At 66.6% G+C, this 18,930-nt stretch carries 19 protein-coding genes and 1 pseudogene; 13 read left to right on the top strand and 7 right to left on the bottom strand.

Annotated features, from left to right (window positions below; translation table 11 throughout):
• Positions 1–87: 87 nt before the first annotated feature.
• Both J2S53_RS01960 and J2S53_RS01955 read right to left on the bottom strand, forming a co-directional pair.
• Complete coding sequence (locus tag J2S53_RS01960; protein WP_456239496.1) at positions 88–285, bottom strand: DUF397 domain-containing protein; 198 nt, start codon at positions 283–285, stop codon at positions 88–90.
• Positions 285–1,124 carry a helix-turn-helix domain-containing protein gene (locus tag J2S53_RS01955; protein WP_456239495.1) on the bottom strand — a complete coding sequence of 280 codons (840 nt, stop codon included), beginning with the start codon at positions 1,122–1,124 and terminating at the stop codon, positions 285–287. The genes J2S53_RS01960 and J2S53_RS01955 overlap by 1 nt, the downstream gene beginning before the upstream one ends.
• A gap of 449 nt (positions 1,125–1,573) precedes the next feature.
• Between J2S53_RS01955 and J2S53_RS01950 the strand changes: the two genes are divergently transcribed.
• The 5 genes from J2S53_RS01950 (at position 1,574) to J2S53_RS01930 (ending at position 4,349) form a co-directional block, all read left to right on the top strand.
• On the top strand, positions 1,574–1,750 hold the full coding sequence (locus tag J2S53_RS01950) for a hypothetical protein (RefSeq protein ID WP_456239494.1): 177 nt from the start codon (positions 1,574–1,576) through the stop codon (positions 1,748–1,750).
• Positions 1,747–2,232, top strand: coding sequence for a hypothetical protein (locus J2S53_RS01945; protein ID WP_456239493.1), 486 nt, complete (start codon positions 1,747–1,749; stop codon positions 2,230–2,232). Before J2S53_RS01950 ends, J2S53_RS01945 begins: the two co-directional genes overlap by 4 nt.
• 675 nt (positions 2,233–2,907) lie before the next feature.
• Positions 2,908–3,141: a hypothetical protein gene (locus J2S53_RS01940; RefSeq protein ID WP_456239492.1), complete on the top strand. Its 234-nt coding sequence runs from the start codon at positions 2,908–2,910 to the stop codon at positions 3,139–3,141.
• Positions 3,142–3,150: 9 nt separating this feature from the next.
• A complete protein-coding gene (locus tag J2S53_RS01935; RefSeq protein ID WP_456239491.1) occupies positions 3,151–3,888 on the top strand; it encodes a DddA-like double-stranded DNA deaminase toxin in 738 nt (245 codons plus the stop codon).
• Positions 3,885–4,349 (top strand): Imm1 family immunity protein, encoded by a 465-nt coding sequence (locus J2S53_RS01930; protein WP_456239490.1) that lies wholly within the window; start codon positions 3,885–3,887, stop codon positions 4,347–4,349. The genes J2S53_RS01935 and J2S53_RS01930 overlap by 4 nt, the downstream gene beginning before the upstream one ends.
• 72 nt (positions 4,350–4,421) lie before the next feature.
• Here the strand turns inward: J2S53_RS01930 and J2S53_RS01925 are convergent, their stop codons facing one another.
• Positions 4,422–5,459 carry an Lrp/AsnC family transcriptional regulator gene (locus tag J2S53_RS01925; RefSeq protein WP_456239489.1) on the bottom strand — a complete coding sequence of 346 codons (1,038 nt, stop codon included), beginning with the start codon at positions 5,457–5,459 and terminating at the stop codon, positions 4,422–4,424.
• 144 nt (positions 5,460–5,603) lie between these two features.
• On the opposite strand from J2S53_RS01925, the gene J2S53_RS01920 reads away from it, so the two are divergent.
• From J2S53_RS01920 to J2S53_RS01905, 4 genes and pseudogenes are all read left to right on the top strand, one after another.
• Complete coding sequence (locus tag J2S53_RS01920; protein ID WP_456239488.1) at positions 5,604–6,302, top strand: DUF5058 family protein; 699 nt, start codon at positions 5,604–5,606, stop codon at positions 6,300–6,302.
• A 96-nt stretch (positions 6,303–6,398) separates the two neighbouring features.
• Complete coding sequence (locus J2S53_RS01915; RefSeq protein WP_456239487.1) at positions 6,399–7,121, top strand: hypothetical protein; 723 nt, start codon at positions 6,399–6,401, stop codon at positions 7,119–7,121.
• Positions 7,118–8,395: an amidohydrolase gene (locus J2S53_RS01910; protein WP_456239486.1), complete on the top strand. Its 1,278-nt coding sequence runs from the start codon at positions 7,118–7,120 to the stop codon at positions 8,393–8,395. The genes J2S53_RS01915 and J2S53_RS01910 overlap by 4 nt, the downstream gene beginning before the upstream one ends.
• 191 nt (positions 8,396–8,586) lie before the next feature.
• A pseudogene (locus J2S53_RS01905) lies at positions 8,587–9,825 on the top strand (RNA-guided endonuclease InsQ/TnpB family protein); the annotation flags it as partial.
• A 40-nt stretch (positions 9,826–9,865) separates the two neighbouring features.
• On the opposite strand, the gene nadC reads toward J2S53_RS01905, so the two are convergent.
• The 3 genes from nadC to nadA are packed head-to-tail and all read right to left on the bottom strand — an operon-like array spanning position 9,866 to position 13,427.
• Complete coding sequence (gene nadC, locus J2S53_RS01900; RefSeq protein ID WP_456239485.1) at positions 9,866–10,753, bottom strand: carboxylating nicotinate-nucleotide diphosphorylase; 888 nt, start codon at positions 10,751–10,753, stop codon at positions 9,866–9,868.
• Positions 10,750–12,354, bottom strand: a complete 1,605-nt coding sequence (locus J2S53_RS01895; RefSeq protein ID WP_456239484.1) for an L-aspartate oxidase — start codon at positions 12,352–12,354, stop codon at positions 10,750–10,752. Before J2S53_RS01895 ends, nadC begins: the two co-directional genes overlap by 4 nt.
• Entirely contained in the window at positions 12,351–13,427 is a 1,077-nt protein-coding gene (gene nadA / locus J2S53_RS01890) for a quinolinate synthase NadA (protein ID WP_456239483.1), read from the bottom strand. Before nadA ends, J2S53_RS01895 begins: the two co-directional genes overlap by 4 nt.
• A 175-nt stretch (positions 13,428–13,602) precedes the next feature.
• Between nadA and J2S53_RS01885 the strand changes: the two genes are divergently transcribed.
• The 3 genes from J2S53_RS01885 (at position 13,603) to J2S53_RS01875 (ending at position 16,032) form a co-directional block, all read left to right on the top strand.
• Entirely contained in the window at positions 13,603–14,271 is a 669-nt protein-coding gene (locus J2S53_RS01885; protein WP_456242673.1) for an NUDIX domain-containing protein, read from the top strand.
• Between the two features lie 63 nt (positions 14,272–14,334).
• On the top strand, positions 14,335–15,015 hold the full coding sequence (locus J2S53_RS01880; RefSeq protein ID WP_456239482.1) for an LON peptidase substrate-binding domain-containing protein: 681 nt from the start codon (positions 14,335–14,337) through the stop codon (positions 15,013–15,015).
• Positions 15,016–15,078: 63 nt separating this feature from the next.
• Positions 15,079–16,032, top strand: a complete 954-nt coding sequence (locus tag J2S53_RS01875; protein ID WP_456239481.1) for a hypothetical protein — start codon at positions 15,079–15,081, stop codon at positions 16,030–16,032.
• 108 nt (positions 16,033–16,140) lie between these two features.
• Here J2S53_RS01875 and J2S53_RS01870 read toward each other — a convergent pair whose 3' ends face one another.
• Positions 16,141–16,743, bottom strand: coding sequence for a DUF2567 domain-containing protein (locus J2S53_RS01870; protein ID WP_456239480.1), 603 nt, complete (start codon positions 16,741–16,743; stop codon positions 16,141–16,143).
• A gap of 189 nt (positions 16,744–16,932) precedes the next feature.
• Here J2S53_RS01870 and J2S53_RS01865 point away from each other — a divergent pair, with 189 nt between their 5' ends.
• Positions 16,933–18,864 (top strand): arabinofuranosyltransferase, encoded by a 1,932-nt coding sequence (locus J2S53_RS01865; RefSeq protein WP_456239479.1) that lies wholly within the window; start codon positions 16,933–16,935, stop codon positions 18,862–18,864.
• Positions 18,865–18,930: the final 66 nt, after the last annotated feature.

Genomic DNA, 18,930 nt, shown 5'->3' with positions numbered 1-18,930 from the left:
GTCGCGGGCCACATGAGCCAAAACAGCGCCCCCGGTCCACCTTCGTCATGAAGTGGTCCCCGGGAGCGCTGGACCGTTCGCTGGGATTCACTCGAACCGATCGGCCTTCACCGCGTCGATGAACGCGGTGAAAGTCTCGTGCTTCGTACTCAGGACAGGAGAGGTCTCCCCTAGTTTGCTGTCCCTGACGAGAGCGGCAGACGGGAAGTTCTGAGCGACCTCGACGCAGTTACCACCTGCGCCGCCGCTGCGGCTACTCTTTCGCCAGTGCGGAGTGGTGGTCATCATTCGTTCGCCTTCCGTTCGTGCTCGTCTGCGTACGCGGCCACTGTCTTCAGCGAGGGTTCACTCGACAGTGTGTACGTACGCACCCTATCTATCGTATCTACGAACGGACGCACATCCGTCTCGTCGTCGATGAGAAACCCGGCATTGCCAGCCTCTGCGTGGACATAAGTAGCGGCTGGGAGATGCAGCACTGCATATGGCCCGTCCATACCGGGGTGTGCGCCAACGGATGTCGGTATCACATAGACCGACACATTTTCGCACGTACTCGCCATGTGTTCGACGTGTCGTAGCTGAACAGCTGCGATACTGTGGCTACCAACTGGACGCTGGAGGACCGACTCGTCAATCAGAGCCGTAAATGAAACTGGGTCATCCTGGGTGAGAATGCCTTGCCTCAGCTGTCGAGCTGAGGCGGCGGACGAAACGTCCCGTATCCCTGACGCCCGGAACAGCGCCTCGCTGTACATCCTCGTCTGCAGTAGTCCTGGAACCACCAACGTCGATAGATCCACGATTCGTTCTGCCCGGCTCTCGGCATCGATCAGCGCACTCGTCACGTTGGGGAGGCCACGCTGTCCTTCCCACCAAGCCGGTTGATCGAGCTCCCTCGTCAACTTCAGCAGTTGCTCACGATCTTCACCCGAAACGCCAAGAGCGAACAGAAGTGTGGCTACATCACCCTCGGAAATCCCCTGATCAGCACGTTCCAGCCTGCCTACCTTGGCCAGTGACCACTGAGCTTTCTCCGCTGTCGCTTCCAGCGTCAAACCGGCGGCTTCTCGACGTTTACGCAGTTCACGACCTAGAGCACGTGCTCGCGGGGTATTCGCCATGCGTTCAGACTACGAGGGCGACCGGGATACACGTGATCACCCGAATGAGGCATTGAAAATTTTCACTAAACTCTGACAACTTGTCACGCATGGAACGTTTGAACCAACGCCCGCTACCGTTCCGGCACGGAGTGCATTGCTCCCACAGCCATCGGTTGAGAGCGGACGAACTGCCGCACGTAACCGAGCACACGATCCCGGTGCCCCCGATATCAGCGAGGTCTACTCGGAGACGTACACGCTCTGCCGGAGGCAGCACCGGATACCCGCGAGCGGCGACACACCTGAGCGGGTCACGAGGTGCCGGGACTGCCAATGCCTGCAGCGGATCCGCGGTCTCCCGGATGGACGGTGAGTTCGATGTTTCCGGTCCCGAAAGTCATCGCCGCGTGTGTGACGGCGATCCGGCTCGTGGTGGACATCGCCGCCGATGTCCGTGAAAGGTAACCGTGCGAACAGAACTAATCCTCGCGTTGGCGGCTCTGGTGGCCGCGCTGCCGTGGGCGGTGGTGGTCTACGAACTGCCGCCACTGGAGAAGAAACGAGCCCGAAATCGGGCGAGGCGAACTACTCGGCGGATGTGGGAGAGGTACCCGGAATCTCGCCCGAAAGGGGATGGGCTGTGAACATCATTCTCGCCCGGCTGAACGAGAACCACCCTCCGACGGTGCGCTCGGTGCACATCTTCACTCCGGACGAGAGCACGAGGCCGGACGGAATACGGAAAGCCTACTGCGGTTTCATCACCCACTACAGCAACCTGGAAAGCACGGAAGCGTTCGCCGGGATGCCGTGCGAGCTGTGCCTGCAAAGCGCACCGGTAGAACCGGCGGAGACCACACCGTCCCGGCTTCCGGAGACAGCGGATCGGGAGCGGAAATCGGAAATCGTCCTGAGCGGCCCCGCCTACGCGGCGTCACTGAGCGACGACCGGATCTGGCACGACGTCTCGGCGGACCTGCTCATCAGCGGATACCGGGACGGCCACGCAGCGCAGACGGTCTGCGGGTTTCTGGGCTGGTTCACCCCCGGAACACCGCCGTCGAGCTGGCAGCACTGCCCCGAGTGCGAGTGGATGGGCTCGCACATACGCAAATACGAGCTCTAAGCAGTTGAGTCAAAAGAGCCGTGGTTACATCCTCGCCTTCCAGGGCGATCCGAATCCTGACATTCCCGCTCGAAGTTACTTCACGCCGATACTCGATTCGGCTATCGCCGACTCTCCCCCATTCACGAGCGACTCCCCAGTCACAAGCGACATCTTACGAGCAGCGATCGACAGCTCGGAAATCCTACCCCTGAGAGAACTCGACGACACGGACTCTCGATCGGAACGGTAGATGGTACTCCCGAAATGACGGACGAACCTCGGACTCAGGAATCGCGGGTGGCACGACCACCCCGGTATTACCGATGGTCCGGCACGCTGCCTCCGATATCACCGAAAGAAGGCCACTCCGGTAGTCCCTACCTACCGGAGTGGCGCCCGGAGAATACCCCGGAACCGCACTCCGCCCCGGAGGCCCCGGAACTCGATCTGATGCGTCGCGTCCTGAACGGATTACGACGCCTTTGAACCACGGTCCGGCACTGCCGAGCCCCCGGCCTCCGGTGCCGGGCCGTCCGCCGCCCGGCCGGGCTACTCCCCTCCCCCGTCCCGGCCGGGCGGTACCCACCAGGAGAGACATGACCAAGACAGCTATACCGCCACCCAACGGGTCGCCTTCTCAATACCAACCCCAGGCAGGAGTTGGCCGTCACATCCCATCGATAGGAGAACCGTATGCTCGAAGAAATCCGCGGCCAGTTGCACCAGATCATCGATACCGCGCCCACCGGTGAGCTTGCGGCCGTGCGAACCAGGCTGGAGGAGCTCCGTGGGCTGCTGCACCAGGTGGCCGGGACCAGCACGAATGATGACCAACTGTTCGCCACCGCCCACGAGAAGACGGATGAAGCGGTCCAAGCGGTTATGCGGGCCACCGAACACGTCAGTGCTTTCTCCGCCGTCCTGTAGGGGAGCGGTATGTCCCATGTGGAAGAGGTGGGCAACACACTCGGCGGGGTGCTCGGACAACTGCCGCCCGAGCGACTGCACCAAGTACGTGCCTGGATCGAGGAATACGCCCTACCGACCCTGGCCGAAATCGGCCAGGGCAGCACCTCACCCGAATTGGAGAACGGCTGTGCCTTGTTCGAGCGAGCACGCGAGCTCATCGACGACGTGCTCGCACTGTCCGAGAACACCCGCGAGCACCTGGTGAACTATCTGGGCCTGCTCGGCGTGCACGGCGATCAGCCGCCGCCGAGCCTGCCCCACCCCTCGACCTTTCCACGCGTTCCCACTGACACGGCCCGCGACCGCACCTGGATCGACCAGGTCCGCGAGCGGCTGCCCGACTACACCGGCGGACAAACCACCGGACTCGTCTATGACCAGGACGGCACCGAACTCATCGAAACCAGCGGACGCGACGACGAATCCGAACGCGCTCGCCTCACCCTGCATAACTCCACCGTGTTCCCTTCGGGGAATCCGAAAGGTGCACCCGGTGTGTACACCCACGTCGAAACGAAATACGCCCAACGGATGAAAGAACGGGGACAGACCTACGGCGTCGTCGTCCTCAACAATGAGATGTGCACCGGCTTCCAGAGCTGCGCCATAGCAATCCGAGCCATCCTGCCTCGCGGATCAACACTGGCCGTGTGGCAGCCCGGCGCAACGCAACCGATCGAGATCCGAGGAGAAGCCACTCCATGACCACCCTCGAAACCGGAACTGTGGTCACCGCGGTGTTCCACCATCTTTTCCGGTACGCGCACACAGCGAACGAGATCGACGAACTCGTACGGACACTCGTGCACGACCCTCCGCGACAACCCGCCGAGGTCTACGTCTGGGATCGCCCCTGCCACCAGTCACCGGACGGCACGATCAACGAGTTCCCACGCCACAAGCTCCGCGTCTGCACACGGCCCGACCTCGGATGGGGCGCGATCAGCTACCACAACGGCACGCCCGAACAGCAAGACCTCGTCGACTCCTACAACCCCCGCACCACCGAGGAGACTCCGGCGCTGCTGTTCGACCCCGAAGGCGACCTGTGGTTCCCCGCCTCGGCATCGATCCCCTTGGAGCAAGCCCGCGAGGCCATCGCCGAGTACTGCCGCACCGGACAACGCCCCGAATCCGTGCGGTGGCAGCCCGGCTACTGGTACTGAGACGCGGTTGTCGCGCGAATGGGCCGGTGCTCCACGGAGCAAGCGGGTGACTCGACTATATCTCGATCGGCGTCACGGCCCGATCTCCTGGTCCCGCTCCCCGAACAGCGGGACGAAGCCGGTCCGGCAACCGTCGACGTCGATGACGTGACCGAGCCGCTTGGCGAAGCTCGGCGTGATCCAGCGATCGAGCACGCGGGTGCCGGAGAACTTGGTGGCCAACAGCATCTCGAAGCGGTCCAGGTCCTCCAGCCGGTGCAGCCAGATCTGGGCCACCAGGTTCGCCTCGCTGCCGACCGTCACGCACAGCCGGATCTCCGGAAGTCGCGCTATGTCCGCGGCGACGGTGCGTAGGTCCTGTTGCGGCACGTCGAGCCACAGCGTCGCCGCCACCTGCCAGCCCGCGATGCTGTGCGCCACCTCGCAACGTACGGCGGCGAACGCGGACTCCATCACCCGGGTGATCCGGCGCCCGGCGGTGCTCACCGAACATCCGAGCCGCTCGGCGACCGTCGAGGCCGACAGTCGCGCGTTCGGCCCGAGTATCCGGAGCACTTCGAGATCCTGACCGCTCGGGCGCGTGGCCCGCTCGGCGGTGGGCTCCGAGGTCAGCCGCCGCTGCTGCTCCGGCGAGAGAGCGTTCAACCGCCAGCTGGAGCCGTCCCGGAAGATCGACCGAAAGAAGTGGGTGCGAGTGGCCCGCACCCCGGGGATCGGTGCGATCGACTCGGACACCTCGGTGTCGATGGCGACGATGCTCGACGCGATCATGGTCAGCATCAGATCGCGCCTGCCCGACGTGGCGTCGATGTTCCACACCGAGGACTTGCGCACCAGTCGTTCGGTGACGGCCTGTCGGTGCCCCGGAAAGCACTCCACCTCGACGTAGGCCCCCGCCTCCCAGTCGTGCCAGGTCCAGTCCTTCGTGCTCGAGGGATAGCAGCTGAACCAGGCCAGACCACGTCGGCTCAGCCGGTCCCATCGACGGGCCAGCGTGGTGGGGTCCACCTCGAGCACGCTTCCGAGGAGTGCCCAGCTGACTCTGGGCCGTAACTGCAGCGCGTGCACCAAAGCCAGATCCGTCTCGTCCATGTTCGCGGAATCCTGCACGCGAGGCAGTGAAATCGAAATTTCCCGCGATCACAAGGGCTCGTCCGAGCTCTCCTACATGCTTCCGGGAACCATCAGGCAGTGCCTCCGGCGGAACTCCGCTCCTCCGGACGGCCCAACCGACGGCTGACGAAAGGTGTGCGGATGAGTACTCCGAACATCGCGTACTCGCCGGTGCTGTGGCTGGCCGTGCTCGGGATCTTCCTCGTGATCACGGTGCAGTCGCTGGCATACCTGCGTGCCGCGTCGAACGCGGCGAAAGCGAACGACATCCCGCGCGAAACCCTCGTCCGCGCCTTCCGCACGGGTGCCGTCTCGGCCCTCGGTCCGTCGCTGGCGGTGGTTTTCGTGGCGATCGGGCTGCTCACGACGTTCGGCACCCCGGCGGTGCTCACCCGGGTCGGGCTGATCGGCTCGGTGATGTTCGAGACACTGGCCGCCCAGACGGCCGCCGACTCGATCGGGGTCGAACTCGGCGGAGCGGGCTACGACAATTCCGCTTTCGCACTGGTCCTGTTCACGATGAGCGCGGGCGGGGCGGCATGGATGATCAGTGCGCTGGTCCTCACCCCACTGCTGCGCCGCACCGACCGGAAGGTCCGCGGGATGAACCCGTCGGTGATGGCCATCGTTCCGGGAGCGGCGATGATCGCCGCCTTCTGCTACCTCGGCCTGAACGAATCGATGAAATCCGGTGTCCACCTGATCACCTTCGTCACCGGTGCGGTGGTGATGCTGGTGCTGCAGCTGATCGCGTCCCGCACCGGAAAGCGGTGGATCAGGGAGTGGTCACTGGGCATCTCGATGGCCGGGGCGCTGGTCGGTGCCGGAATAGCGATCTGACGTCGCTCGACCGAGGCAGCCCGCTCGGTCGAGACAGCCCGCTCGACCGGGGCGAGGCACCACTGGCGAAGTCGCTCATCGGAAAGGAGCACGGACATGTCGACCAGGCTTTCGGCCGGTCCGATGGAGACGTTCCATCGGAGCACGTCGCGGTGGGGACAGGCCACACTGCTGACGGGACTCGTGATATCGCTGAGCGGCCCGCTGTACCTGATGTTCGGCCTGGGTTACTGGCCGGGTGCGGAAACGGTGTCCCAGACCTGGTTGGCCATCGCCGCCGTGTTCGGCGTGCTGTGGATCGCGGAACCGATCACCTACTACCCGATGCTCGGCTCGGCCGCCACGTACCAGGCGTTCATGATCGGCAACGTCTCCAATAAGCTCCTTCCCTCCGCGCTGGCCGCGCAGAACGCCGTGGGCGCCAAGCAGGGCACCGCCAAGGCGGAGATCACGACCGTGACGGCCATCGTCGGCGCGGTTTCGGTGCACCTGGTCTCGTTGCTGGTGTTCGTCGGAGTGCTCGGCACCTGGATCATGTCGGTGATCCCCGAAGCGGTACGGGACGTCTTCGGCTACGTGGTCCCCGCGATCTTCGGCCCCATGTTGATCCAGGCCGTGATGAGCGCGGGCCAACGACGCACGATCCCGATCGCGCTGTGCTGCGGAGCGATGGGCGTCTTCGTCCTCGTCCCACTGGTCCCGTCCACCTCCGTGTACGCCATGGCCGTGTGCACGCTGGCGGCCGTGGTGCTGTCGGTGCTGCTGCGTGACAGGTCGGCCTCCAGGAACAACACCGAAGAAACCGAGGAGAACAGGTGAACGACACAGCCACCGGCACTCGAGACAGTGCCGAGCGGGTACTCGCCGGACTGGGTGAACTTCGCCCCGAACTGCACCGGCTCTACCGGACGCTGCACGCCGCCCCCGAACTGTCGATGCAGGAACACGGGACCGCGCGGTTGATCGAGTCACACCTGGAGCGTCTCGGCGTCCCGACGTTTCGGTCCGCCACGACCGGTGTCGTGGGGGTGCTGGAGAACGGGCCGGGGCCGGTGGTGGCGTTCCGGGCCGACACCGACGCGCTGCCGGTCGCCGAGCGGACCGGGCTGGACTACGCCTCGACGGCGACGGGCACCCTGCCCGACGGCACCGAGACGGCCGTCATGCACGCCTGCGGTCACGACACGCACACCGCCGCGCTGCTGACGAGTGCGACGCTGCTCGCGAACGCGCGGGAGAGCTGGGCGGGCACGGTGGTGCTGATCTTCCAACCCGGCGAGGAGACCGCCGCGGGAGCCGCGGGAATGATCGCCGACGGTCTGTGGGATCGGGCGCCGCGTCCAGAGGTGCTGCTCGGGCAGCACGTGGGACCGGGAGCGGCAGGCTCGATACGGTACCGCTCGGGCATCTCCACGTCGATCGCCGATTCCTGGCGGGTGACCGCGTACGGACGTGGCTCGCACGGCTCGCAGCCCCACACCGCGGTCGACCCGATCGTGCAGGTCGCTCACACCATCACCCGGATCCAGAGCATCACGGCCCGCGAGGTGGATCCGCTCGACTCCGCGGTGGTCACCATCGGCAGGATGGCCGGTGGCACGAAGGAGAACGTGATCCCGGACTCGGCGATGTTCACGCTCAACGTGCGCACGCTGGACCAGGCACAGCGCGAAAGGGTGCTCGCAGCGCTGCGGCGCGTCATCAGTGCCGAGGCGGCGGCCTCCGGCGCCCCGGAACCGGAGATCACCGAACTGTCGACGTTCCCCGCCCTGGTCAACGACGAGACCGTCACCGATCGCACCATGAGCTCGCTGCGCGAGTTCCGGGACGGCGGCGACGTCGAGCCGGGCCAACTGCTCATGGGCAGCGAGGACTTCGGGCTGCTCGGTGATGCCATCGAGGTGCCGTACTGCTACTGGTTCATCGGCGGCAACGATCCCGAGCGGCAGGAACGGGCCGAGGCGGACGGAACCGCGGCCACCGACCTGCCCGCCAATCACTCCCCGCTGTTCGCACCGGTGATGGAACCGACACTGTCCAGAATGGTGGAAGCCGCCGTGGTCGGTATGCTGACCTTCCTCAGGACGGCTTGAGCGGAAGGCTCCGGCCGGACCGGGTTCGATCGTCGAACCGATCGAACCCGGTGTGTCGGAACCGGTTCACCAGGCTCCAATCGTTGGAAGCTCCTGTCTTCGGGCTGGAGAGGAAAGCGATCCCGAGTGCTGTTGGGTGACCACGTACCCACATGCTTACTCATGATCGCTAGTTGTGTAAAATGATCGGTATGCGGACGGCGTACAAGTGCCGGGCCTACCCGGACTCGGACCAGGCGGCCCAGTTGGGTCGCACGTTCGGGTGCGTACGCCTCGTGTGGAACAAGACCCTCGACCAGCGGCACCGCGCCTACCACGCGCACGGCACGAAAACGTCCTACACCGAGACCGACGCCGCCCTGTCGCGGTGGAAGAAGACTGAGGACCTGGGGTTTTTGTCCGAGGTCTCCAGCGTGCCGCTGCAACAGACCCTGCGGCATCAGCACACCGCATTCGCGAACTTCTTCGCCGGACGCGCCAAGTACCCGAGGTTCAAAAACCGCAACGGCAAACAGTCGGCGCACTACACCCGCAGCGCGTTCCGTATGCGCGACGGGACGTTGACGTTGGCGAAACAATCCACACCGCTTGAGTTCGTGTGGTCCTGGCCCGACATCGACCCGGACACGATCGACCCCACGATGGTGGTGGTCTCCCGCGAACCGGACGGGCGCTGGTACGTGACGTTCGCCGTCGACACCGACGACCCCGAACCCGCCGCGCCCACGGGCGAGGCCCTCGGCATCGACCTCGGCGTGAAGGACTTCGCGACGCTGTCCACCGGCGAGACCATCGCCAACCCCAAGCATCTGGACCGCAAGGAACGCACCCTCGCCCGCTACCAACGACAGATGGCCCGCAAACAGCGTGGCTCGAACAACCGTCGTAAGGCCAAGCGCAAGGTGGCGCGCGCGCACCGCAAGGTCCGCCACGCGCGGCAGGACTTTCTGCACCGCACCACCACGAACCTCGTGCGCCGTGCCGATGTCATCGCGATCGAAGACCTCAACGTCGCGGGCATGACCAGTTCGGCGCGGGGCACTGTCGAATCTACGGGCCGCAACGTGGGCGCCAAAGCCGGACTCAACCGGGCAGTGCTGGACGCCGCGTTGGGCGAGTTCCGCAGGCAGTTGGAGTACAAAACCACCCGCGCGGGCAAGACACTGGTTGTGGTGGACCGGTGGTACCCGTCCAGCAAAACGTGCTCCGCATGCGGGCACCTGCTGAGCAACCTGAAGCTTTCCGTTCGGGCATGGTCGTGCCCCGACTGCGGCACCCGGCACCACCGGGACCACAACGCCGCGAAGAACATCCGTGCCGCTGGTCAAGCGGTAGCCGGGCCATAACCCGGCGAAGCCTGTGGAGCCGGTATCAGTCCGCAAGGGTCCTCCCTTCGGCAATCGGCGACGAAGCAGGAACCATCGGGCGCGAGCCCGATGGGAATCCCCGCCCCCCAGGGCGGGGAGGAAGTCAAATGTCCAGCCCGATGTCCAGCACGCCCGCCGAATGAGTCAGCGCTCCGACCGCCAGGTAGTGCACCCCGGTGGCGGCGTAGGCCGGTGCGACGTCGAGGGTGAGTCCCCCGGAGGCCTCCAGCCCGGTTCGGGGAGAACGTGCGGCGGCACGTCGGACCGCTTCGGCGCAGTCCCCCGGCGTGAAGTTGTCCAGCAGCACCAACGCCGGGTTCTCGGGCAGCACCTCGTCGAGTTCGTCGAGACCGGACACCTCGACCTCTAGCTCCAGTTCGGGCGCGTACTCACGACATGCCCGCAGCGCGGCGGTCACGGAACCGGCGGCTGCCACGTGGTTGTCCTTGACGAGCATGGCGTCGCCGAGCCCGAGCCGATGGTTGCTGCCGCCACCGCAGCGCACGGCGTACTTCTGCGGCAGTCTGACTCCGGGCACGGTCTTGCGACTGTCCCGGATCACGCAGTGCGAGTCGCGCACCGCCGCGACCCAGGCCGCCGTGGCCGTCGCGACGCCGGAGAGGTGGCACAGCAGGTTCAACGCCGTCCGTTCGGCGGTGAGCAGACCACCCACCGGCGCGCGAACCGCGAGCACGCACTCGGCCGCGGCGACCTCCCCACCGTCGGAGACCGCCGAGAGCACCTGATAGCCGTCCGGGCCGATCGTCTCGTCCAGCACGGTCAGCACGAACGGCAGTCCGGCCACCACACCGGCTTCTCGGGTGTTGAACGCGGCGGTGGCCACCGCCTCGGCGGGCACGGTGGCCCTCGTGGTGGCGTCCGGGCCGTAGCGCAGGTCCTCGGCCAGCGCCGCACGCACCAGAGCCGAGCTCTCCGCTGGGTCCAGTCCGGCGGTACGCAGATTTCGGACGGTGTCCTCGGAGAGGTTCAAGCCACTTCCCTCGATTCCTCCGGGGTGGAACGGATCAACCAGCCGGACACGTCCAGCCGCAACGGATTGGGGCGCCCCCACCGCAGGTCATCGGTGTCGGGGTGGTCGTAGCGCCGGTGGCAGCCGCGCGATTCGGTCCGGTCGGCGGCCGCGGCGAGCAGCGCGTGGGCCGTGAGCCCGAGAGCGGCGTCCTCGACCTCCGACCGACTCCGCAACGGCCGCACCACGGCCGCGGCGTCCAGTCCGGACTTGGCCCGACGCAACCCGTCGGCGTGCCGCCCGATCCCGGCGTATCCGCTCATGAGCCGCTGCAGCCGGGAACGCTCGACCACGGCGGCGGCTGGCGGGCGTTCGGTGACCACCGAACCCCTGCGCAGGGATCCCGAACGGAGATCGCGCAGCGCGGCGTCGGCGGAACGGGTACCGAGCACCAGTCCTTCCAGCAGGCTGTTGGAGGCGAGCCTGTTGGCACCGTGCAGCCCGGTACGAGCGACCTCGCCCGCGACGTACAGGCCCGTCACCCCGGTTCTGCCGTCGACATCGCACATGATCCCGCCGCAGGAGTAGTGCGCGGCCGTGGTGACCGGGATGGGTTCGACCAACGGATCGATCCCGGCGTCCCGGCACGCCGTGTACACGGTCGGGAAACGCGCGACGAATCCGTCGCCGAGTCCGGTCGCGTCGAGGTAGACCGACTCCGAGCCGGTCTCGGCGAGTTTCTCGTTGATCGCCGCGGCGACGACGTCGCGGGGAGCCAGATCCCCCATCGGGTGCCTGCCCGCCATCACCGGTTCACCCCGGGAGTCCAGCAGCACGGCTCCTTCGCCCCGTACCGCCTCGGTGATCAACGGACGACTCCCGCGCTCGGTGGCGGAAGTGTGCAACACGGTCGGGTGAAACTGGACGAACTCCAGGTCCGCGACCGCGGCCCCGGCGCGCAGGCCGAGCGCCACGCCGTCCCCGGTCGCGACCTCCGGATTGGTCGTCGCCCGGTACAACTGACCGAGCCCACCGGTGGCCAACAACACGGCGGGAGCCTGCACGACACCGGGCCTGCCCGCGTGGTCGAGCACGAGCGCACCACCGACCGCTCCCCACTCGGTGTGCGACAGCTCGACCACGCAGTGGTTCTCCAGTATCGGGATTCCCACCTCGGTACCGGCCTCGACCAGGGCCCGCTGCACCTCGGCACCGGTCGCGTCACCACCGGCGTGAATCACGCGGAACGCGCTGTGCCCGCCCTCGCGGGTACGGGAGAGCGCCCCGGACGCCTCGCCGTCGAACCGTGCGCCCGCCGCGCACAGCCGACGCACCGCGGCCGCACCGTCGCCGAGTATCGCGCGCACCGCCGAGGTGGAGCAGAGCCCGGCGCCCGCCTCGAGGGTGTCCCGCACGTGCTGTCGCACGCTGTCGGAGGGATCGCACTCCTCCGACCTGACCACGGCGATACCGCCCTGGGCCCATTCGGTGTTGCCGACACCGGCGGCCTCCTTGGAGACCACCAACACGCGCAGCCCGCGCTCACGGGCGCGCAGCGCGGCGGTCAACCCGGCGACACCGGTTCCGACGACCAGCAGGTCAGCACCCGCGTACCAGGTCATTCGCCACCACCGGGCCTGCCGATGCTGATCATCCGCTCCACGGCCGAGCGAGCACGCCGCGCCGTCTCGGTATCGACGCTGACCTCGTCGGCCTGCTCGGTCAGGCAGCGCAGCAGCGCGGCAGGGGTGATCATCTTCATGTACTTGCAGGAGGCGCGGTCGTTCACCGGCCGGAAGTCCACCTCCGGAGCCGCCGTGCGCAGCTGGTGCAGCATCCCGACCTCGGTGGCGACCAGTACCGAGGAAGCACCGGTGCGGTGCGCCGCGTCGAGCATCCCACCGGTCGACAGGATCCTGACCCGCTCGGAGTCCACGGTCCCGTCCCCGGCCAGGTAGAGCGCCGAGGTGGCGCAACCGCACTCCGGGTGGATGAACAGTTCCGACTCCGGCTCGGCAGCGGCCCGCTCGGCGAGTTCGGCACCGTTGATTCCGGCGTGTACGTGGCACTCACCCGCCCAGACGTGCAGGTTCGGCCTACCGGTCTCCCGCTGCACGTGCGCGCCGAGGAACTGGTCCGGACAGAACAGCACCGGACGTTCCTCCGGAATCGAGCGCACGACATCGACCGCGTTCGAGGACGTGCAGCAGACATCGGTTTCGGCCTTGACCTCGGCCGTGGTGTTGACGTACGAGACCACCACCGGTTCGGGTTCGCCCGCTCGCACGAAGTCGGCCTTCCAGGCGCGAAGGTCGTCGGCGGTGATCGAGTCCGCCAGCGAGCATCCGGCCCGCTCGTCGGGAATCAGCACTGTCTTGTCCGGGCTGAGGATCTTGGCGGTCTCGGCCATGAAGTGCACGCCGCAGAAGACGATCGTGCTCGCCGTGCTCTCGGCGGCGATCCTGCTGAGCGCCAACGAGTCGCCGGTGTGATCGGCGACGTCCTGGATCTCGGGCAGCTGGTAGTTGTGTGCGAGCAGCACGGCGTCCAGCTGCTCGGCCAGCCGACGGACCTCGGCCGCCCACGCCGCGTTACCGGGAATACCCGTGTAACCGTCTTCGGTGCGCCGCAGATCTGCGGTGTCGAGTCCGGTCGGGTTGCCGTAACCACCGGCGGTGGCTGCTGTCGCGGCCATGTCCTCCTCCTCACCGACGCGAGTGGTCGAACCACCGCGCCGATTTCCCCGCGGGGCCCGGTTGATCACCGGGTTGTCGAACTCCTGATTTCGCGACCAGGGTTTTCGTCTTAGGATCGAAAACGTGTCCAATACTAACACGCCGCCGGGGTCCCGGGAGCGCGATACGAGCCACATCACGACGGGCCACGAGGTACTCGCGGGAGTCGTGCAGGTACGGCAGGGATCCCTGAAGGCACTGCTGTGGCAACGCGCCCGCCCACCCCATCCGAACCGTTGGGCACTTCCGGGCGGCAGACTCGGCCCCGACGAAACGGTGGAATCCTCCATCCGCAGACAACTCGCCGAAAAGGTCGACGTGCGCGAGCTCACACACGTAGAGCAGCTGGCGGTGTTCAGTTCCCCCGGCAGAGTCCCGGACAAGCGCATCGTGGCCACCGCGTTCCTCGGGCTGATCCCCTGCGACACGGACCCCGAGCTGCCGGACGACACCGCCTGGCACCCCGTCGAAGCACTACCGGAAACGGCGTTCGACCACGAGGAGATCCTGCTGGCGGGTCGGGAACGCCTGCGCTCCAAACTGTCCTACACCAACATCGGCTTCGCACTGGCTCCGCCGAAATTCACCGTCTCCGAACTGCGTGACCTGTACTCGGCCGCCCTGGGGTACCGGGTATCGGCCACGAACCTGCAACGCGTGCTGTCCCGACGCGGCGCGCTGGAGACGACGGGCGAGACCGTGGCGGCGGGCCCGTCCGGGGGTCGGCCACCGGCGCTGTTCCGGTTCACCTCGCGCGACCTGCAGATCACGGACAGGTTCGCGGTGCTACGCCCACCAGCGTGACCCGGAACGCCGTTGGAGCGGCTCTGCTGGTCAGCGCGGCGAAAGTACAAGTAGGTTGGTGACGTGACTGAAACGCTTCCGTTGTTTCCGCTGGGTAACGTACTGTTGCCGGGCGGTTCGCTACCGCTGCACATCTTCGAGGCACGTTACCGGCAACTCGTGATGGATCTGGTCAACGAAGTCGTACCCGGACGCAGGTTCGGTGTGGTCGGCATCCGCCAGGGATGGGAGGTCGGCGAGGACAACGTCGACGCGATGTACGAGGTCGGGTGCTCCGCGCACCTCGACGAGGTGCAACAACTCCCCGAGGGGCGCTACGACATCACCACCACAGGCCGGGACCGCTTTCGACTGTTGCAACTGGACACCGAGGCGGCCCCCTATCTGATGGCCCGCGTGGAGTGGTTGCCGGACAGCACTCCGCGGCAGGACTCCGAACAGCTCAGGGACAGGCTGTCGGCGTCGGCCCGAGCCGCCCAGGAGCGCTACGTGGCGACCGGGCTCCGGGTGGAGGGCACCAACAACCCCGACGAGAGCACGGATTTCGCCGAACTGTCCTACGCGCTGGCGGAGAACTGCGTTCTCGCGCCGGACGACCGGCAGGAGCTGCTCGCCGAGACCGACCCGGTGGCACGGATGCGCGAGATCCGCTCGTTGATCAACCGGGAGACCGAGTTCGTGCGGAGGCTGCGCGCCGTTCCCGCCCAGCTGTCCGAATTCGCCGAACACGCGGGAACCAACTGATTTCCGACGCGATCACGCGAGGACCCGACACGCGATGCGCGGTACTCGCTAGGATCACGAACCATGTCGTTACCTGGCGGGTCCAACAGCTGGACGGGACCGGACGGCGGAGCACACCGCTACTACGATCCGCTGACCGGACAACCCGTTCCCGGGGACGGGCCTCACGCCGCCGAGCAACCCCCGTACGGGCACTCGCCACACGGCGCCTCGTTCGCACCGCCGCAGGCGGCGTCGAACCGGTACGGCACGCCGTCATGGGCCCCACCCCAGGGGGAATCGGCGGCTCCGCCCGGGCGGAGCCGCGGCCCGACCATCGCCGTGGTCTCGACCGCGATAGCCAGTGTGGTCATCATCATCACCACACTGGTACTGGTCAAACTCGGTGACGACGACGGAGGGAACGGATCCGTCGCGGCGGGCTCCACGAGCGCCACGGCCGACTCGCGGCAGTCCGTAACCGCGGCGATTCCCGGTTGGCAGTCCGTTCCGGTCCGGGAGACCGGTGTGGCGTACGACGTTCCCGGCGACTGGACCACGCATCCCGGTGCGGTCAACAGGTTGGGAAACTCCTCGACCGGAACGATCACGCTGAGCGGGTACTCGCTGTACATGGAGGGCTTCTGCGACCGCGCACCGCAGTCGTTCCGCGCCCTGATCGGACTGACCTCCTCGAAGCTGACCGACAGCGCCCAAGCCGGCGAGGGGACCGTCGAAAAGCTCGGGAACATGCTCTGGACCACCAGCGACGGGGTGCGACCACAGCTGAAGCAGCGGGAACCACGGCAGGTGACGCTCGACGGCGGAAAGCTGACAGCCACTTTCGTCAGCGCGGAGATCGTTCCGGCGACCACGGAAACGTGCATCACCGAGTCCGCCTACATCGGGGTGATGGCCCTGACGTACCAGCAGGGCACCGCGATTCTGGTGGGCATGGCGGACCAGGAGTTCGAGGGCGCCGAGACACCGGACACTATGGAACGCGCACTGCGTTCGCTGCGACTGCTACCGGACTGACGCCGCGACCGCTACCGGGCTGACAGGGCGGCCGGCGACGGCTCCGCCCCGGAACACCCCGGCTTCGCCCGAGCACGGACATCGGAAAACGGGCGTGTGTTGTCCCGATCAACCCCGTCGCCTGCCGAGATCGTCCAACCCGTTCCACGAGGCGACGAGCCCGTAGGTCAAGGCGACGGTCAGTGGTTGCCCCAGCAAACCGACCAGCGTGTCCAACCGCGGTGCCACGGCCACCAGATCCCCGGGGCGCAAGGTGTCCGGCACCGGGTACATCCCGGCGGCGAACGAGGTGCCGAGCCGCATTCCCAGCCAGGTCGACAGCAACGACCCCAGCACCATCGCCACGAGCAGCACGGGTCCCCTGCGACCACGCAGCTGCCAGGCGACCGCGGCGACGAGCACTCCACAGGCGGAACTCAGCAGCAGGAAAACCGCCACCCCGTCGAACCTGTGGTAGCTCTCGACCAGTACCGGAACCAACTCACCCTGTCGTGTCATGGTGCTTTCCTGCGGCGGTGCCAGGCGAGACCAGATCCAACCGAGCGGGAATCCCAGCAAGGTCACCAAGGACAGCACGCTCAGTGCGGGCAACAGATCCGCGCCGAACACCACCGCGGGGCGCGGCGGTCGTGTCCGTAGCTGCCACCACGCGGTCGAATCGCGGTCGGTCGTGTACTTCTCCTCCGGCCCTTCGACCGGTTGTTCCGACACCGAGCCTCCTCCGAACGAAACGGCGAATCGGCCACGAACAACTACTGTCCGGGGTCACGAGAGCACAGCCGTTCAACTGTCGTTATTCTGCGTAACGTCCATCATCGAATTCTCAGGACCTGGAGTGGCACCTTGCCGAGTTCCAGCTCGCTCGGAACGGACAACACGAAGCGGAGCCACCCGGACTCGATGCCGAGACTTTCCGGCGGTCGAACGGTTCTCGAACTTTCGCTGGGCACGGGAATCGCGATCGTACTCAGTCCATTGCTGCAATTCCTCATCGTTCAGCCCGGAATCTCCGAACCCGGCAACGCCCCCGAGGCCCTGGCCGTTCTCGGCTCCACTTTACTTCTGCTGCTGCTCCTGGTGCCGCCGGCTCTCGGAAAGCGGATCGGGAACGGCGGGCTGCGCCTCATCGGTGTCTGGACCACCCTGACCGCGCTGACCACGCTGCTGCTGGCCACGCCGCTGCAACGCACCCGGTTCTACTACGGGGGCTCCTCGGTGGACAACGGGTTCCGGTTGCAGTACCTGAACCGGATGGCGGAGAACCTGGTCCCCGCGGACATGAACTACGCGGACATCGTCCCCTACTACCCCTGGGGCTGGTTCTGGCTCGGCGGACGATTCGCGAACCTGATCGGCTGGGAGGGGTGGGCCGCCTACAAACCCTACGCGCTGACGTGGCTGGCCGTGGTCGTGGTGGTGGCCTTCACGCTGTGGAGCCTGGTACTACCTCGTGAACAGGCACTGCTGGCCGCGCTGGTGACGATGCTGGCCGGTATGCGGCACGGCGTGATGGAACCCTACGCTTGGCCCTCCGCCGCCCTGCTGGCTCCGATGGCTGTGCTGACCTGGTACGCCCTGTCCACGCGGGAGCGCACACCGCGCGGCGTGTCGCTCGGTGTGGGAATCTTCGTGGGCTTCGCGGCGATGACCTACACGCTGAACTTCGGATTCGCGGTGCTGGTGACCGTGGTCATGGCCGTCGTCATCGGTGCGACACGCGTCGCGCGCGGCGCTGCGGTCGGGCGCACGGCATGGGAACTGTTCCTACGGCTGATCCCCATCGGAGTGGTCAGCGGCCTGTTGGCTCTGGTGGTGTGGGCTCCGTTCCTGCTCGCGGGTGGGTTTTCCGAGAGCAGCGCGGCACAGCACTACCTACCGGCGGGAAGCGCCTACCTGCCGTTGCCGTTCGCCGAGTTCTCCCCGTTCGGAGTGCTGTCCCTGTGCGGCGTGATGTGGTTGATACTTCGCGCGACGAACAGTCCGCTCGCGGCGGCGTTGCTGACGGTGACGGTCACCGTTTACGTGTGGTTCGGGTTGTCCACGCTCGCGCTGGTCGCCGAGACCACGCTGCTGGCGTTCCGCCTCCGCGTGATCCTGGAGTGCGTCCTGGTCGTGGCTGGCGTGATCGGACTGGTCGAGCTGCTCCACAGGCTGCGGGGACGAGTTCCCGGGAGGTATCTACCGCGGTTGACCGCGCTGTCGGTGGTGCTGGCCGTGACCGGCTCGCTCTCGGTGACGCAGTACCAGCTCAACACCGGATTGGAGTCCCGCGTGCGGGAGGCGTACGAGGACTACTACCCCACCGGCCACAACGCCTTCGGCGCGCGGAACCCGGACGAACCCAACTCCTGGTTGGACGAACTCATCTCGACCATATCCGGGATGACCGGGCGAAATCCACAGCGGAACGTCGTGCTGAGCACGAACTACAAGCTGAGCTCGTTCGAACCGTACTGGATGTTCCAGCAGGAAACACCGCACTACGCCAATCCGCTGGGTGAGTACGGAAAACGCGCGGCGGTGATAGAACGCTGGGCCGACGCCACGGACAGCGCCGAGCTGGCGGAACTGCTGCGCGACAGTCCGTTCCGCGCTCCGGACGTGTTCGTGCTCCGGCATCGCGGGGAGGCCGGAGGCCCGAGCAGCGGCGATGACACGGCCGAGGGTTCGAACCAGCCCGTCAGGAAGCTCTCGCTGACGCTGAAACGCGATGTTTTCCCCGCCCAGCCGAACGTGCTGAACTACCGGGTGCTGTTCGACGCGGCACTGTTCCGGGGACCGGAGTTCACCACGCGGGAAGTCGGTCCGTACACCGTGGTCGTAGTGCGGTGACGAACCGGGCTACCCGTTCTGGCCGAAACGCCGCGGTCGGCCTTCCGGCCAGAACGGACTCTGCCC

Source organism: Actinopolyspora lacussalsi (assembly GCA_030803735.1).
Classification (GTDB): Bacteria; Actinomycetota; Actinomycetes; order Mycobacteriales; family Pseudonocardiaceae; genus Actinopolyspora; species Actinopolyspora lacussalsi.
Note: the sequence above shows the minus strand (reverse complement) of the source record. Positions and strands in the feature narration are given on the sequence as shown.

What these genes read in the sequence shown, in the direction of transcription:
- J2S53_RS01960 (WP_456239496.1), bottom strand. Translation starts at nt 285, where the DNA reads ATGACCACCACTCCGCACTGGCGAAAGAGTAGCCGCAGCGGCGGCGCA.
- J2S53_RS01955 (WP_456239495.1), bottom strand. Translation starts at nt 1,124, where the DNA reads ATGGCGAATACCCCGCGAGCACGTGCTCTAGGTCGTGAACTGCGTAAA.
- J2S53_RS01940 (WP_456239492.1), top strand. Translation starts at nt 2,908, where the DNA reads ATGCTCGAAGAAATCCGCGGCCAGTTGCACCAGATCATCGATACCGCG.
- J2S53_RS01935 (WP_456239491.1), top strand. Translation starts at nt 3,151, where the DNA reads ATGTCCCATGTGGAAGAGGTGGGCAACACACTCGGCGGGGTGCTCGGA.
- J2S53_RS01930 (WP_456239490.1), top strand. Translation starts at nt 3,885, where the DNA reads ATGACCACCCTCGAAACCGGAACTGTGGTCACCGCGGTGTTCCACCAT.
- J2S53_RS01920 (WP_456239488.1), top strand. Translation starts at nt 5,604, where the DNA reads ATGAGTACTCCGAACATCGCGTACTCGCCGGTGCTGTGGCTGGCCGTG.
- J2S53_RS01915 (WP_456239487.1), top strand. Translation starts at nt 6,399, where the DNA reads ATGTCGACCAGGCTTTCGGCCGGTCCGATGGAGACGTTCCATCGGAGC.
- J2S53_RS01895 (WP_456239484.1), bottom strand. Translation starts at nt 12,354, where the DNA reads ATGACCTGGTACGCGGGTGCTGACCTGCTGGTCGTCGGAACCGGTGTC.
- nadA (WP_456239483.1), bottom strand. Translation starts at nt 13,427, where the DNA reads ATGGCCGCGACAGCAGCCACCGCCGGTGGTTACGGCAACCCGACCGGA.
- J2S53_RS01875 (WP_456239481.1), top strand. Translation starts at nt 15,079, where the DNA reads ATGTCGTTACCTGGCGGGTCCAACAGCTGGACGGGACCGGACGGCGGA.
- J2S53_RS01865 (WP_456239479.1), top strand. Translation starts at nt 16,933, where the DNA reads ATGCCGAGACTTTCCGGCGGTCGAACGGTTCTCGAACTTTCGCTGGGC.